Here is a 14,793-nt window from a genome sequence, read left to right as displayed (position 1 = left end):
GTTCTTGCATGCGTAGATTCAGCTTAATCGTCACCCTCGCCCTTGTGCTGGTGACCGCAGGCGTGCTGCCCGCGGCAGCCACGCACCCCGCCAGCGCCCTGTCCCAGCCTGACTTTGCCGATGTGCGGGTCGCCCCGACCCTGCCGCACGGCTGCCAGGAAGGCGTGCTGCCCGGCGGCGCCCTATCGTTGATCTGCGTGCCCACCACGGGCTGGAACGGCGACCTGTTGATCTGGGCGCATGGCTACGTGGCGTTCAATGAACCGCTGGCCTTCTACAATCTGTACCTGGGCGAGACTTACCTGCCCGACCTGGTGCAGAGCCTGGGTTACGCCTTTGCCACCACCAGCTATCGCACCAATGGCCTGGCCATTGTCAGCGGCGTGGATGACGTGGTCGAGCTGATTGCGGCTTTTCCGGGAGTGGCCGGCCAGGCGCCGACCCACACCTACATGAGCGGCGCCTCGGAGGGCGGCATCGTCACCGCGCTGATGGCCGAACGGCATCCTGAGCTGCTCACCGGCGCGCTGTCAGCCTGCGGCCCCATTGGCGACTTCAAGAAACAGACCGACTACCTGGGCGATTTTCGTGTCCTGTTCGACTATTTCTTTCCCGCTGTGCTGCCCCCCTCGCCTATCGCTATTCCGCCAGCCGTCATTGACAACTGGCAGACCACCTACGTGCCAGCGATTACGCAGCAGGTGCGGGCCAATCCACGCCTGGCCCTGCAATTGATGAGCACCTCGCGCGCGGCCACCCAGTTGTTCAGCATGAGTTCGATGATCTCAACCACGGTCAACGTGCTGTGGTACAACGCCTTTGCCACCAATGACGCGCGCGATAAGTTGGGCGGCAATCCGTTTGGCAACCGCACGCGCCTCTACCGCGGCTCCTTGAACGACCCACTGCTCAATCAGCGCGTGCAGCGCTTCCGCGCCGCCCCGGTTGCGTTGGCGGCGTTGAATGCGTATCAAACCACCGGTCGCTTGACAGTGCCGATGGTGACGTTGCACACCACGGGCGATGAAGTGATCCCCTTCTGGCATCAGTTCTTGTACCGCGACAAGGTACAAACCAGTGGGCGGGGACAGTTGGTGCAGATGCCCATCTTTCGCTATGGACACTGCAATTTCACGGGCGACGAAGCCCTGGCGGCCTTTGCTATCTTGATTTTCATCTCCACGGGTGAGGCAATCCCAGGTCTGCCGGAGCATTTCGACCCGGCGCAGATCGAGCGCGACTTCCAGCAGGCGGCGCGCCTGACAGATGCCGTTCATCCCCCCGATTGAACCGAGAGGGATTCATCGCCTTCGCATATCTCCTTCACAACATCTCCACATCTGCGGGTTATCATGAGACCAGATGAGACGAGAGACAGACCGGTCAGGCAGCAAGGAAATGCAGAGCATCGGACCGGCATCCAGGTCTCGGAGCATCAAGGTAGCAGACTAACACAGAAATGGAGACACGAATTACGATGAATACCAAACGACTTTTCGTCGTGGCCGCCCTGGTGGCGGTGATGGCAACCCTGGTTGTAGCCGGGGCGGCGATGGCACAAACAGTAACCCCGCCGGCGCCGGGCGCCGGCAACGGCTACGGTGTGGGCCGCATGGGCGGCATGATGGGCGGCGCGGGAATGCGCGGCGCCTGGGGCGGGCCTGACAACTCTGCCCTGGTCGTGGTGGCAGATGTCCTTGACATGGAACGCACCGATCTGATTGCTGAACTGCAAGATGGCCCCAAGAGTGTGGCGCAGGTGGCCGCAGCGCACAATGTGGCGCTCGATACGATTGTGGACGCCGTTCTGGCGCCCCGCGCCGAGCACCTGGCTGACCTGGTGACGGCAGGCACGATCACGCAGGCGCAGGCCGACCAGATGTTGGTGACGATGCGTGCCCAGGTGCAGTCCATGTTCAACCAGCCGTTCGCGCCGCGAGGCGCAGGTAATGGCGCCGGTTGGACCGATGCCGACGGCGACGGCGCGTGTGACAACCTCGACGGAACGCCGGCCGCCGGTCGCATGGGCGGACGCGCAGGAGGCCGCATGGGCCGCTGGCAGCAACGGTAAAACACTCCTCGATGACTCGATGAGATGATGAGATGATGAGATAGCACTCGAAGCGACGCACCCCCCCGGTGCGTCGCTTCTGTTTTTGTCTCATCCTGCTCATCTTGCCCACTTGCCTAAATCGGTCATGCGTGTTAGTGTTGACTGCAGCGAGGAGCTGCCAGCATGGACGCATTGACCGGCACAATCGAACGAGTCACCTACCACAATGAAGAGAACGGCTACACCGTCGCGCAGTTGGCGCCGGAGGGCAAGGACTACACCGTGCCGGTAGTGGGCAACATGCTCGGCATCAACGTGGGTGAATACGTTGAACTGCGCGGCCAGTGGACGGCGCATCCGCAGTATGGGCGCCAGTTCAAGGCCGATAGCTTCAAGCTCAAGCTGCCGGCCACGGCGGTTGGCATCGAAAAATACCTCGGTTCGGGGCTGATCAAAGGCGTGGGGCCGGTGACCGCCAAACGCATCGTGCGCCTGTTTGGTGCGCAAAGCCTGCAGGTGATTGATGAGGAGCCGCAGCGCCTGCGCACCGTTCTCGGCGTTGGCCCCAAACGTGCCAGCCTGATCCAGGATGCCTGGCGCCAACAGCGCGCCATTCGCGAGGTCATGTTCTTCTTGCAGGAGCACAGCGTCAGCACCGGCCTGGCGGTCAAGATCTACAAGCAGTACGGGGACGGTGCCGTAGGCATCGTGCGGAATGACCCCTACCGGCTGGCCCGCGACATCCACGGCATCGGCTTCATCACGGCCGACAAGATCGCGCAAGCCCTGGGGCTGGCTCTCGATGCGCCCGAACGGGTAGCGGCCGGTGTGGCCCATGTCCTGGGCGAGCAGGCTGATGATGGCCATGTCTATGTTCCCCAAACGATCCTGGTGATGCAGGCGGCCGAGATGCTGGCCGTGCCGAGCACCCTGGTGGTCAACGCGATCGAGCAGTTGCGCCAGGAGGAAGCGGTTCATGTCGAGCGCATCCTCATGGCGCCGGCCTCTGAGCGCCGCCCTCCCGCCTCGCCGGCGCTCGTGTATGAAGTGGTCACCGCCAGCGCTGACCCCGCGGCGGCCTCCGTCCCTGAGGCTGAGCTGACGGCGCCCGCCCTACTGGCCGAGGAACGCGCCGTCTACCTGGTGCCCTTCTATCGCGGTGAGATTGGCGTGGCTGGCCGTTTGCGGCGCTTGTGCGACGGGCGAAGCGACTGCCTGGCGCTCTTCCAGCGCTTCGATTGGGATGCGGCCTTTGCGGCCGTGCAGCAGGAGACCGGGTTGGCGCTGGCGCCGGCGCAGCGCGAGGCCGTGCAGGCCAGCCTGACGCAACCGTTGGTGGTACTGACCGGCGGGCCGGGCACCGGCAAGACCTTCACCGTGCAGACGATCATCCGCCTGCTGGAGGCCTCCGGCCACACCTACGCCCTGGCCTCACCCACGGGGCGCGCGGCCAAGCGGCTGAGTGAAACCACCGGCCGGCCGGCCAAGACCATCCACCGCCTGCTGGAATTCAAGCCGAGCGGGGGGGTGACGTTTCAGATCAACGAAAACAACCCGCTTGAGGTTGATATCTTGGTTGTAGATGAAGCGTCCATGCTCGACCTGCTTCTGATGAATCACCTGCTCAAGGCCGTGCCGCCGGGTGCGCATCTGCTGCTGGTGGGTGATGTGGATCAACTGCCCAGCGTCGGCGCCGGCAGTGTGCTCAAAGACATCATCGAATCGGGAACGGCGACGGTGGTGCGCCTGCAGACGATCTTCCGCCAGGCAGCCGGCAGCTTCATCGTGGAGAACGCACACCGCATCAACCGCGGACAGATGCCGGAGTGGCAGCCGGCTCAGTCGCAGGACTTTTTTCTGTTCAAGGTGGACGATGCCGAACAGGCAGCCAACCTGGTGGTGGAGATCGTGGCCGAGCGCATCCCGCGGCGTTTTGGCGTGCCAGCCGCCGATGTGCAAGTGCTCACTCCGATGCACCGCGGGGTGGCGGGGGTAGCCAACCTGAACCTGCTGTTGCAAGCACGGCTGAATCCACCAGACGCTGCCAAGCCCGAACGGCGCCTGGGCGGGCACATTTTCCGCGTCGGCGACCGGGTGATGCAGACGCGCAACAACTACAACAAGGATGTCTTCAACGGCGACCTGGGCGAGATCGTGCGCCTGGATGGGATCGAGCAGGTGCTGACGGTGCGCAGCGAGGGCCGGGAGATTGACTACAGTTTTCTGGAACTGGATGAGCTGACTCATGCCTACGCCATCAGTGTGCATAAGGCGCAGGGGTCCGAATACCCGGCGGTAGTGCTGCCCTTGCTGACGCAACACTACATGATGTTGCAGCGCAATCTGCTCTACACCGCGGTCACCCGTGCGCGACGCCTGGTGGTTTTGGTCGGCATGCCGCGGGCTATTGCCATCGCCGTCAACAACAACAAGATCGCCGAACGCTATACGGGTTTGGCGGCGCGGCTGCAGTAGTTGGAGATTGGAGATTGGAGATTGGAGATTGGAGAAAGAAGAAGCCGTGGCTTTGCAGCCACGGCTTCGTGTGGGCGATAGAGGGCTCGAACCTCCGACCTCGTCGATGTCAACGACGCGCTCTAACCAACTGAGCTAACCGCCCGTACCGGTGTAATTATAAGCAACTACACCGACTTGGCAAATTCAGGGCTGGTTTACGCGGGCACGGGAAAGCGGCAGGCGAATTCGATCACGTCCCGATGCACGCGCTCGATCACGGCCGGGTCTTCGACGTGATGGACGATTTCGCCGATCCAACGCCCAACCTGGTGCATATCATCTGGCCCAAAGCCGCGAGTGGTGGCGGCCGGTGTGCCCAGGCGGATGCCGCTGGCCGTCAGAGGCGGCTTGGGGTCGAAGGGGATCATGTTCTTGTTGGTATGAATGCCAGCCGCGTCCAGCGCCTTTTCCGCGGCCTTACCGGTAACGCCGGCCGGCGTCATGTCCACCAGCATCAGGTGATTGTCGGTGCCGCCGCTGACCAGGCGCAGGCCCTGGCGCACCAGTTCCGCGGCCAGCGCCTGCGCATTGTCCAGGGTGCGCTGCTGATAGGCCTTGAAGTCGGGCTGTGTCGCTTCGTGGAAGGCCACCGCTTTGGCCGCGATGATGTGCATCAGCGGGCCACCCTGGATGCCAGGAAAGACCGCTTTGTCAATGGCTTTGGCCCATTCTTCCCTGCACAGGATCAACCCGGCGCGTGGGCCGCGCAGGGTCTTGTGTGTGGTACTGGTGACGACATCGCAGTAAGGCACCGGATCAGGGTGCAGGTCAGCGGCAATCAGGCCGGCCACGTGCGCCATGTCCATCATCAGGCGGGCGCCCACCGCATCGGCAATGGCGCGCAGGCGGGGAAAGTCAAAATGGCGCGGATAGGCGCTGGCGCCGACAACGATCAGCTTGGGGTGATGCTCATGAGCCAGCGCTTCCAACTCGTCGTAATCAAGGCGCTCCGTTTGCTGATGCACCCCGTAATGCTTGAAGTTGTAGAGCTTGCCTGATTGATTCAGATGAAAACCGTGGGTCAGGTGCCCGCCGTGGTCAAGTTTCAGACCCAGCACCACGTCGCCCAGTTCGAGCAACGCCATGTAGGCTGCGGCATTGGCCTGTGCGCCGGAGTGAGGCTGCACATTGGCATGTTCGGCGCCAAACAGCTCTTTGGCGCGATCCATGGCGAGTTGTTCGACGACATCCACAAATTCACAGCCGCCGTAATAACGCCGGCCAGGATAGCCTTCAGCGTATTTGTTGGTCAGCACCGAACCCATGGCGGCCAGGACGGCAGGGCTGACATAGTTTTCTGAGGCAATCAGTTCGATGCCGGCCGTCTGTCGCGCGCGTTCTTTTTCAATGGCGGCATAGATGACTGGATCAGTTGCGGCCAGGGCATAGCGTGGGTCTGGAAGCTCAACCCAGGGGGTCAGGCGCTCCAGCGCGGAAAGATCAGACATACGAGGAAAACCTCCTGCAAAACGCAACATCGCGTGAAATATCGTAACCTGTAGTCAGCATACCACCGCCTAAATTTTTTGTCAAAGGCTATGCTGGGGTCACAGTAGCGTTGGTTTTACGCGGGCCGTTGCTGAGCCTGGCGGCAAAATGCTTGACATCCAGTGTTGACTGTGGTATCTTAACGTTGCAATAAAATATAAGTTACTTTGACCCATTCAGTCACTGTCCACAAACAACATCGGTGGATAACCGGGTGCTTGGATGAGTCAAACCACCAACTTATAAACGGACCGTGACCTACCATGCACAACGTGATTGGACATGACTGGGCTGTACAATGGTTGCGCGAGACGTTGGTCAACGACCAGGTGCGACATGCCTACTGTATCACCGGCCCGGCCAACGTCGGCAAGATGACGCTGGCGCTCGGGTTTGGCCGCGCCCTACTCTGCACAGCCGCGGACCCTGCGAGGCGACCGTGCGAGGCCTGTGCCGCGTGCCACAAGACGGCCGGCGGTTTTCATCCCGATCTGCGCGTGATCGCGCCCCCGGCCGATGCCAGCGCGCTCAGCGTGGAGATGATGCGCGAGAGCGTGGTGCGTGAGGCGGCCTTGTCGCCGCTCGTAGGCCAACGCAAGGTGTTCATCATCGCACAGATGCACCTGGCCACAACGGCTGCTGCCAATGCGCTGCTCAAAACGTTGGAAGAACCGCCCGCCGCGGTGGTCATCATCCTGTTGAGTGATCGGGGCGACGCGCTCCTGCCCACCCTCGTTTCGCGCTGCCAGGTGGTCAGTTTGCGACCGGCGCCCCAGGCATTGATCGAGCAGCATTTGCGCACGCACCATGATCTGACGGCCGCGGAGGCAACCCTGCTGGCACGTTTGAGCAACGGGCGCCTGGGGTATGCCAAACAGATGGCGGCTGATCGTGCGGCGTGGGAGCAGCGCCGCCAGCAGCTCGATGACCTGGCTGGCCTGTTGACGGCCAGCCGCGTGGACCGCCTGACCTACGCGGCCAACCTGGCCGGCCATGCGGACCTGGTGGCCGCGACGCTGCACACTTGGCAAAGTTGGTGGCGCGATGTGTGGCTTTGTCAGCACGGCGCCGCCGCGCATGCCATCAACGTGGATCGAACGGCGTTGTTGACCGCACAGGCGCAGCGCCTGTCGGCTGCGCAGACGCGCGCCAGCCTGCAGATGGTGCGTCGCACCGCACAATTGCTGGACAGTAATGTCAACGTGCGCCTGGCGCTTGATGTCTTGCTGCTGCGCCTGCCACGTCTGCTAATCCATTAGATGACCCGGTCGCGAGACTTGCAGGCTGGGTCAGGGTATCCATCATAGGGAGAGGTTTCTATGCCAACGATCGTTGGTGTCAGTTTTCGGCCGGTGACCAAAGTCTACTACTTCGACCCTGCGCGTTTTCTGGACTTACGGCCAGGTGAATATGTGGTGGTAGACACGGCACGGGGCCGTGAGGTTGGCTGTGTGAGCCTGCCCCCGGGTGATATGCCGGCCAGTGAGGTGAGCGGGGGCTTGAAGCAGGTGGTACGCCGGGCCACAGCCTGGGACATGGTGGAGCGAGAGCTTTACCGCCAGCGTGAGGCCGAGGCGCTGACGCGTGCGCGGCAGCAGGCCACCGAGCACCGCCTGCCGATCAAGGTGGTGCGCACCGAATATAACTTCGACGGCGGGCGCCTGGTCATCTACTTCACAGCGGACAAGCGGGTGGATTTCCGTGCCCTAGTGCGCGACCTGGCGCGTGTCTTCCGCTGTCGTATCGAGATGCGGCAGATTGGCGTGCGTGACCAGGCCAAATTCCTGGATGGTGTGGGCAAATGCGGTCGGCGCTTGTGCTGTTCATCCTGGCTGCGTGAGTTCGCGCCGGTTTCGATCAAGATGGCGAAATCGCAAAATCTGCCGTTGAACCCGACGGAGATTTCCGGCGTTTGCGGGCGCTTGCTGTGCTGCCTGTCCTATGAAAATGACCTTTATGAGGAGGCGCGGGCCGAGCTGCCCAAGGTGGGGAGCACCATCCTGAGTAAACAGGGTGTGGGCAAGGTGCGCAAACTCAACCCGTTGCAGCGCACCATGTTCGTGCAGATGGAGGACGAATCGCTGGTTGAAGTGACCGTGGATGACATTCTGGAAAATCGAGGCAAGGAACAATCACGCACCTGTGGCACCTGCGGCGGCTGCTCAGTCAAGCGTAAGGCAACTTCTGCAGGGCACGCGTCGGATGCCCTGGACGACGAAGATGTCCGCGAACTGGAGATGCTGACTTAGGAACGACGGCTTTTTGTGACTGCCAGAAAAAAAGCGGGAGAGAGGACAGTCCTCTCTCCCGCTTCCTTTGGGTTCGCAAAAATATAACTTCCCGTGTTTCTCAGCGTTTTCCCGGCAAAATACAGGAGTTAAATTCTTTTGCGAACCCCTAACATCCTCCTCTTGGCTCGACAGTGAGTCGCATGGCGGTGCGCTCCTGCCCCTGGATTTCGATTTCGGTGAACGACGGAATACAGATGATGTCAATTCCATCCTGGGCCAGGTAACCCTTGGCGATGGCAATGGCCTTGATGGCCTGATTCACGGCACTGGCGCCGACGGCTTGTACCTCGGCACGACTTGCGTCTCGAACCACGCCGGCGATTGCCCCGGCCACCGCTGGGGAGCGGGATTGCGCTGAAACTTTGATGATGTCCATGGTCGCGTTACCTCCGTGCATACTCAAACCCTTCGATGATGTATTGATGCGACATCTGGCAGGGGCAAGCATCACCACGATCAGCGAGATCGTGCATGAGAGGGCTGCGGCGCCCCGTGCCGAGATGCTTAGTTCATGACGCAGGGTGGTACGCAAGGATGCGCTTGTCGTGGCGGCAGTTTGGAGTGGGCAAAAGAAAGACTTCCGAAGTCTCGAAGACTTCGGAAGTCTGAGGTTCGATATTACTTGGCGTAGTCTATAGCACGCATCTCGCGGATGACAGTAATCTTGATCTGGCCGGGGTATTCCAGGTTGTCTTCGACCTTCTTGGCAATGTCGCGTGATAGTTTGATGGCGGCCATGTCGTCCGTCGCATCGGGGCGCACGACCACGCGAATTTCGCGACCGGCCTGGATGGCAAACGATTCGGAAACGCCGCCGAAGGAATTGGCGATATCCTCCAGGGCGGTCAGGCGTTTGACATAAGTTTCGAGAGCTTCACGGCGGGCACCGGGGCGAGCGCCGGAAATGGCGTCGGCGGTAGCCACGATGATCGTTTCCAGGTTTTCGGCATCCACCTCATGGTGGTGGGCCGCGATGCAGTTGACCGCCTTTGGCGGCACGCCGTAGCGCTTGGCAATCTCTGCGCCCACCTGCGCGTGCGGGCCTTCCACCTCGTGGCTGACCGCTTTGCCCAGGTCATGCAGCAGACCGCCCATCTTGGCGGTCTTGACATCCGCGCCCAGTTCAGTGGCAATCATACCGGCCAGGTGTGACGTTTCGATGGCATGGTAATACTGATTCTGACCGTAGCTCGTGCGGAACTTGAGGCGCCCCACCAGCTTGAGAATCTCCGGGTGCAGCCCTTGCAGCCCGGTTTCGATGGCAGCTTGATCGCCCGCTTCGCGCATGGCGCGCTCCACCTCTTCGCGTGCCTTTTCGACTTCCTTCTCGATGCGGGTGGGATGGATGCGCCCATCTTGCACCAGTTTGGTCAACGCCAGGCGGGCCACTTCACGGCGCACCGGATCGAAGCTGGAGATGATGATGGCTTCCGGCGTATCATCCACCACCAGGTCAACGCCGGTGGCGGCTTCGATGGCGCGGATATTGCGCCCCTGGCGGCCAATGATGCGTCCCTTCATCTCGTCGGTGGGCAGCGCCACGGACGACACGGTGGATTCCGAAACCTGATCTGAGGCCAGGCGCTCCATCGCCATGATGATCACACGGCGGGCGCGGCGCTCGGCCTCGTCGGTGGCTTCGGCCTCCACGGCCCGGATGACTTTCGCCATATCCTGACGCGTGTCTTCTTCGACGCTTTTGAGCAGGAGCTGCTTGGCTTCTTCCTGCGTCAGGGCGGAGATGCGTTCCAACTCGGCCACATGCTGGCCTTCCATTTTCTCCAGGTCTTTGACGCGCTTGTCAACCGTGCTCTGGCGCTGGTTCAGGCGTTTTTCACGCAGCTCAACCTGTTCGTTGCGCCGGTCCAACTGTTCTTGCCGCTTATCGACGCGTTCTTCCAGGCGCTGCAGATCGCGGCGCCGGCGCTCCAAATCCCGTTCCGTTTCCTCACGTAGCTGGATGACCTCGTCTTTCCCTTTGAGAACAAGCTCCTTGCCGTGGGCCTCTGCCTCGCTGACAATCTGGGTGGCGCGTATTTCCGCCGATTGAATGGTTGCTTCGGTCTTTTTCTTGTGCTGATCGAAGCCGACGAAATAACCAATACCGACACCCATTATCAGGAGTACGATCCCTAACAGGATGACTACTCCGGGTTCCATACAGATTTGTCCTTTCTAGCCTGTTCGATCGCCTGATAAGGGCCGATCGCACTATTCGTTTTCTTCCTCAAGTGGCTCAACGGTACCTGCGCCGTCAACCTCATGCAGCAGGCGATTAACCGTCTTCTGAATAATATCATAATCAAATCCGCGACGCGCCAGGAAGGCTTGCACCTTCTGGCGAAACGCCCTATCGTCCAATGTGCGCCAGCGCGCCGCGGGTTTGCTCACGGCAGCGTAGGCGTCCTCATCGGCGGCCAGGCCGGCGAGGGCGTCTGCAATGATCTCCGGGGACACGCCTTTGCTGCGCAGCTCATACTGGAGCGCGCGTGCGCCTTTGGGACGCAGCGTATGGCGGCTGCTAACCCAGGCACGGGCAAAGGACTCGTCGTTCAGGTAACCCAGCCGATACAAACGCTCGATCAGTTGATCGGTGGCCGTGGCGTCCAGCCCCTTGCCTGCCAGGTAGCGGCGAACCTCGGCCTCGCTGCGCGGGCGATAACTCAGGAACTTCAGGGTCAGATCCCATGCGTGTTCTTGCGCATCGGCTGCGCGCAACGCGTCAATTTCCTGCTCATGCAGGGTTTGCCCAATCTGCAACGGTGCTGCCAGGATGGCGGTCAACGCAAACGCATATGCCCCATCCAGAAAGACATTGACACGGTCATGCGCTGTTTTCTGGAACACCAGGGCCGTAATCGTCTTTGCTTTCACGGTCTTCGAACCTCTGCGCCAACAAAAATAGCTGTGGCTCATCCACAGCTATGGCTACGCCGATCGGCATCTCTCATCTTGAGGCGGATAAAAACGAAATGGCCTCTGCCGGCCATACGCGTATGGCCAACGCATCGGTACACAAGGCCGCTTGTATTTTCGAACGCACTCAAGCAACAGGGACTACTGGCTTTCCCAACAACGAACGATCATGGTGCAGACCATGGTTGCATCATGTCCTGTAGGGCGTTGATCCAAAAAGCGAAAGAAACGGGTCACAAAGTCCCTGAATACGGACGAAAGCATGCAAAATTGACGAACCAGCCAGCCCCGTTGCGACGGTCATCGGCGGCTGGCGAATAGGCTGTGGTGTCACGCGGCCAGGCAGGTTGTCCGGCAAAGACCTGCGCCTGGCGTTTTGTCAGGCTGGAGATAGCTGTGTCCAGCGCTTTGCGTCGGTTGTCGCTTGTCACAGATTGTTTAGACGTTGACAATACCAGCCAACGTTCAATCCGGACCTTATTTTACAGAAGTACCAGATGGTCAACATAGTTTACACGATACGACGCAAAAAATCAAGTTGTCTGCATATGCTAAGGTTGGACGGTCACAGATAGTCGCGCAGCTTGCGGCTGCGGCTGGGATGACGTAGCCGCCCCAGGGCTTGCGATTCAATCTGACGGACGCGTTCGCGCGTCACGCCGAACTTGCGCCCCACCTCTTCCAGGGTGTAGTTATAGCCGTCTACCAGGCCAAAGCGCAGTTGCAGGATGCGCACCTCGCGCGGCGTCAGGGTATCCAAAACCTCATTGAGAACATCACGCAGTTGTTGGCGTGAGGCTGTGAACGCGGGCGAGGCCACTTCTTCGTCTTCGATAAAATCGGTGAGCGACGCATCGTCCTCTTCGTGAATGGTCATCTCCAGGCTCAACGGGCGCTCGGCCACCTGCATCACCTGTTTCACCTTGGTGGGCGCCATGTCCAACTCGGCTCCAATCTCCTCCGGGGACGGATCATGGCCCAGTTGCTGCGTCAGATCATGAGCGGTGCGGGTGACGCGGTTGATCTGTTCATACATGTGGACAGGGACGCGGATGGTGCGCCCCTGGTCGGCAATGGCGCGAGTCACCGCCTGCCGAATCCACCAGGTGGCATAGGTAGAGAATTTGTAGCCGAGGTGGTGGTCGAACTTCTTGACGGCACGAATGAGGCCGATGTTGCCCTCTTGAATCAAGTCCAGGAACGGCACACCGCGCCCGACATATTTTTTCGCGACGCTGACGACGAGCCGCGAGTTCGCCTTGATCAGGCAATCCTGGGCTCGCACGCCGTCAAACATGAGGTGCATCAGCTCTTCACGGCGCACCGATTCACATGGGCTGATGCCATATTCGCAACGGGCCAGGTATCCTTGTTCGATGCGCTGGGCATAATCAACTTCCTCTTCGGCGGTGAGGAGTCGCACGCGCCCAATTTCCTTGAGATAGAGGCTGATGGAATCTTCGGTTTCGGAGTGTGATAGACCGGGCAGGTCGTTGTCATCCATGTCATTGTCGTCAAGCGCCTTGTGTGAGGAGGGGCGCCTGCGCATGGGTGCCAGCGATAGTTCGTACATCATCTGCTCGTCGGCGTCGAGTTCTTCTGTCTCGACGCCGGTCTCGCGTCCGGTTCTGTCCGGCGCGCGTCCGAGAGTGACAAGCGACTCGTCTCTGAGCAGACTGAGCGCGGCAAGCGGCTTGTTTGTACCAATTCTCATCTCGTTCACCGGTGCGTTCCTCCCTTGTCTCGGTGCAAAACCACAAGTGATGCGGCGACAAACCGACAACATCAAAGTTTATGACCCACAAAAACGGGAGATCGCTTTGCCAAAGTACGGCTCGCAATGACGCCCACGTAGATTATTTATGGTGAATAAACTCTATCTTACATCGTGTGCATTTATAACAGATGAGACAACCGTTGTAAATGATTTGGCGCAGGGCCAGTAGTATGATTTTCCTGAAAATTGACAAATGCCGGCAGACAGGCTCAAAAAAAGGATTTGACACACCTGCTTGATTATGCTATAGTCGCTTGGCTAAACATCGGTTCGTTCAAGAATTGAGTTACATATTTCTGAGGAGGGCGCAATTAGCAGTAAACTGCAGCTACGTGTCAACGAGATGATTCGCACCCGCGAAGTGCGGGTTGTAGATGATGAAGGTAAGCAACTGGGTGTTTTGCAGGTACGCGACGCCTTGATCCTGGCTCGGCAAAAGGGCCTGGATCTGGTGGAGGTCGCTCCTAATTCTATACCGCCGGTCTGCCGCTTGATGGATTTTGGCAAGTATCAGTACGAACGAGCCAAGAAAGAACGTGATGCCCGCAAATCCCAAAAGCAGATCGAGGTCAAAGAGCTACGCTTGCGTCCTAAGACCGGCGAACACGATGTGGCCTTCAAGATCCGTGATGCCCGCCGCTTTATCAGTGAGGGCAATAAGGTCAAGATTCGTATTCGTTTCCGTGGACGTGAGATTACTCATCCAGAAGTGGCCAGAGAAATGCTCGATCGCGTAGCGCAGGAGCTGGGCGACATTGCCGCCATTGAACAAGCACCGTCAATGGAAGGAACCAGCCTGCTGATGATTCTGATGCCCAGGGAAAGTTAAACCGCCCGGCCGGCAAAAGTGGCCGCGGATGCAACAGCCGCTGATCACAAGCAGAGCAAGACGGGTCACACAGGGCTGACCTGACACCGCTCTGCTTGTGTGTGCAAATGGGAAGATGAAACGAAGAGAGATTAAGGGAGAGTTCGTATGCCAAAGTTGAAGACGCATAAATCAACAGCCAAGCGTTTCCGTTTTTCGGGAAGCGGCAAGCTCTTGCGTCGCATTCAGGGGCAAGGGCACCTCAAGCGCAAGAAGTCGCCGAGCCTGAAGAGTGATTACGGCGACACCGTCACGGTCAAAGCGACTGCTTTCATCAAGCGGGTCAAGAAGTTGGCTCCATACCTGCAACACAAATAAGGGCTTGTCAAAAACAGATTCCCGCTTCTGTCCCGGCAGAACACGGACACAAGAATAGAAAGTTGTTTCTTGACAGGTCATAAGTAACACCTAAATCATGATATGGGGTGGCCAGTACGAAGTGCTATGTGACCCCAGGCCATAGCCGCCATCCGAGGAGAAAGTAATGTCACGAGTAAAACGAGGCGTCCCGGCCAGGCAGCGACACAAGAAGATTCTGAAGATGATGAAAGGCCAGTTTGGCACACGTCATCGCCTTTTCCGTCGCGCCAATGAGGCAATGCTCAAGTCGTTGTTCTATGCCACACGCGACCGCCGCAACCGTAAGCGTCAATTCCGCGCCTTGTGGATCACACGCATCAACGCGGCTGCCCGCCAAAACGGTTTGTCCTACAGTCGCTTTGTCTACGGTCTGCAAAAGGCCGGGGTGGACATTGACCGCAAGATGATGGCCGAGCTGGCCGTCCGCGATGCAAGCGTCTTTGCTCGCCTGGTTGATGTTGCCAAACAGTCTCTCTAACATCTGTTTCCCATCTTCAAGTCAACACCGCGCCAGTGCAATACC

At 59.6% G+C, this 14,793-nt stretch carries 13 protein-coding genes and 1 tRNA gene; 8 read left to right on the top strand and 6 right to left on the bottom strand.

Going from position 1 to position 14,793, the window contains the following annotated elements:
* Positions 1–8 precede the first annotated feature (8 nt).
* The 3 genes from IPM84_11655 (at position 9) to IPM84_11645 (ending at position 4,528) form a co-directional block, all read left to right on the top strand.
* Complete coding sequence (locus IPM84_11655) at positions 9–1,289, top strand: hypothetical protein (protein MBK9093411.1); 1,281 nt, start codon at positions 9–11, stop codon at positions 1,287–1,289.
* Between the two features lie 188 nt (positions 1,290–1,477).
* A complete protein-coding gene (locus IPM84_11650; GenBank protein ID MBK9093410.1) occupies positions 1,478–2,071 on the top strand; it encodes a hypothetical protein in 594 nt (197 codons plus the stop codon).
* A 165-nt stretch (positions 2,072–2,236) separates the two neighbouring features.
* Positions 2,237–4,528 carry an ATP-dependent RecD-like DNA helicase gene (locus tag IPM84_11645; protein ID MBK9093409.1) on the top strand — a complete coding sequence of 764 codons (2,292 nt, stop codon included), beginning with the start codon at positions 2,237–2,239 and terminating at the stop codon, positions 4,526–4,528.
* Positions 4,529–4,599: 71 nt separating this feature from the next.
* Here the strand turns inward: IPM84_11645 and IPM84_11640 are convergent.
* Positions 4,600–4,673: transfer RNA gene (locus IPM84_11640), tRNA-Val, on the bottom strand.
* A 52-nt stretch (positions 4,674–4,725) separates the two neighbouring features.
* The gene (locus IPM84_11635; protein ID MBK9093408.1) at positions 4,726–6,018 is read right to left on the bottom strand and encodes a serine hydroxymethyltransferase; all 1,293 of its coding nucleotides are present in this window, start codon (positions 6,016–6,018) and stop codon (positions 4,726–4,728) included.
* Between the two features lie 303 nt (positions 6,019–6,321).
* Between IPM84_11635 and IPM84_11630 the strand changes: the two genes are divergently transcribed.
* Positions 6,322–7,317 carry a hypothetical protein gene (locus IPM84_11630; GenBank protein ID MBK9093407.1) on the top strand — a complete coding sequence of 332 codons (996 nt, stop codon included), beginning with the start codon at positions 6,322–6,324 and terminating at the stop codon, positions 7,315–7,317.
* Between the two features lie 60 nt (positions 7,318–7,377).
* On the top strand, positions 7,378–8,307 hold the full coding sequence (locus IPM84_11625) for a stage 0 sporulation family protein (GenBank protein ID MBK9093406.1): 930 nt from the start codon (positions 7,378–7,380) through the stop codon (positions 8,305–8,307).
* Positions 8,308–8,455: 148 nt separating this feature from the next.
* Here the strand turns inward: IPM84_11625 and IPM84_11620 are convergent, their stop codons facing one another.
* The 4 genes from IPM84_11620 to IPM84_11605 form a co-directional block, all read right to left on the bottom strand.
* Entirely contained in the window at positions 8,456–8,725 is a 270-nt protein-coding gene (locus IPM84_11620) for a stage V sporulation protein S (GenBank protein ID MBK9093405.1), read from the bottom strand.
* 242 nt (positions 8,726–8,967) lie between these two features.
* Positions 8,968–10,509: a ribonuclease Y gene (gene rny, locus IPM84_11615; protein ID MBK9093404.1), complete on the bottom strand. Its 1,542-nt coding sequence runs from the start codon at positions 10,507–10,509 to the stop codon at positions 8,968–8,970.
* 51 nt (positions 10,510–10,560) lie between these two features.
* Positions 10,561–11,223: a RecX family transcriptional regulator gene (locus tag IPM84_11610; GenBank protein MBK9093403.1), complete on the bottom strand. Its 663-nt coding sequence runs from the start codon at positions 11,221–11,223 to the stop codon at positions 10,561–10,563.
* A gap of 607 nt (positions 11,224–11,830) precedes the next feature.
* Positions 11,831–12,979: an RNA polymerase sigma factor gene (locus IPM84_11605; GenBank protein MBK9093402.1), complete on the bottom strand. Its 1,149-nt coding sequence runs from the start codon at positions 12,977–12,979 to the stop codon at positions 11,831–11,833.
* Positions 12,980–13,385: 406 nt separating this feature from the next.
* Here IPM84_11605 and IPM84_11600 point away from each other — a divergent pair, with 406 nt between their 5' ends.
* From IPM84_11600 to rplT, 3 genes are all read left to right on the top strand, one after another.
* Entirely contained in the window at positions 13,386–13,871 is a 486-nt protein-coding gene (locus IPM84_11600; GenBank protein ID MBK9093401.1) for a translation initiation factor IF-3, read from the top strand.
* A gap of 147 nt (positions 13,872–14,018) precedes the next feature.
* A complete protein-coding gene (gene rpmI / locus IPM84_11595; GenBank protein MBK9093400.1) occupies positions 14,019–14,228 on the top strand; it encodes a 50S ribosomal protein L35 in 210 nt (69 codons plus the stop codon).
* Between the two features lie 166 nt (positions 14,229–14,394).
* Positions 14,395–14,748 (top strand): 50S ribosomal protein L20, encoded by a 354-nt coding sequence (rplT, locus tag IPM84_11590; protein MBK9093399.1) that lies wholly within the window; start codon positions 14,395–14,397, stop codon positions 14,746–14,748.
* Positions 14,749–14,793: the final 45 nt, after the last annotated feature.

The organism is Candidatus Amarolinea dominans, assembly GCA_016719785.1.
Lineage (GTDB): Bacteria > Chloroflexota > Anaerolineae > SSC4 > Amarolineaceae > Amarolinea > Amarolinea dominans.
This window is presented reverse-complemented; position numbering and strand designations above follow the sequence as displayed.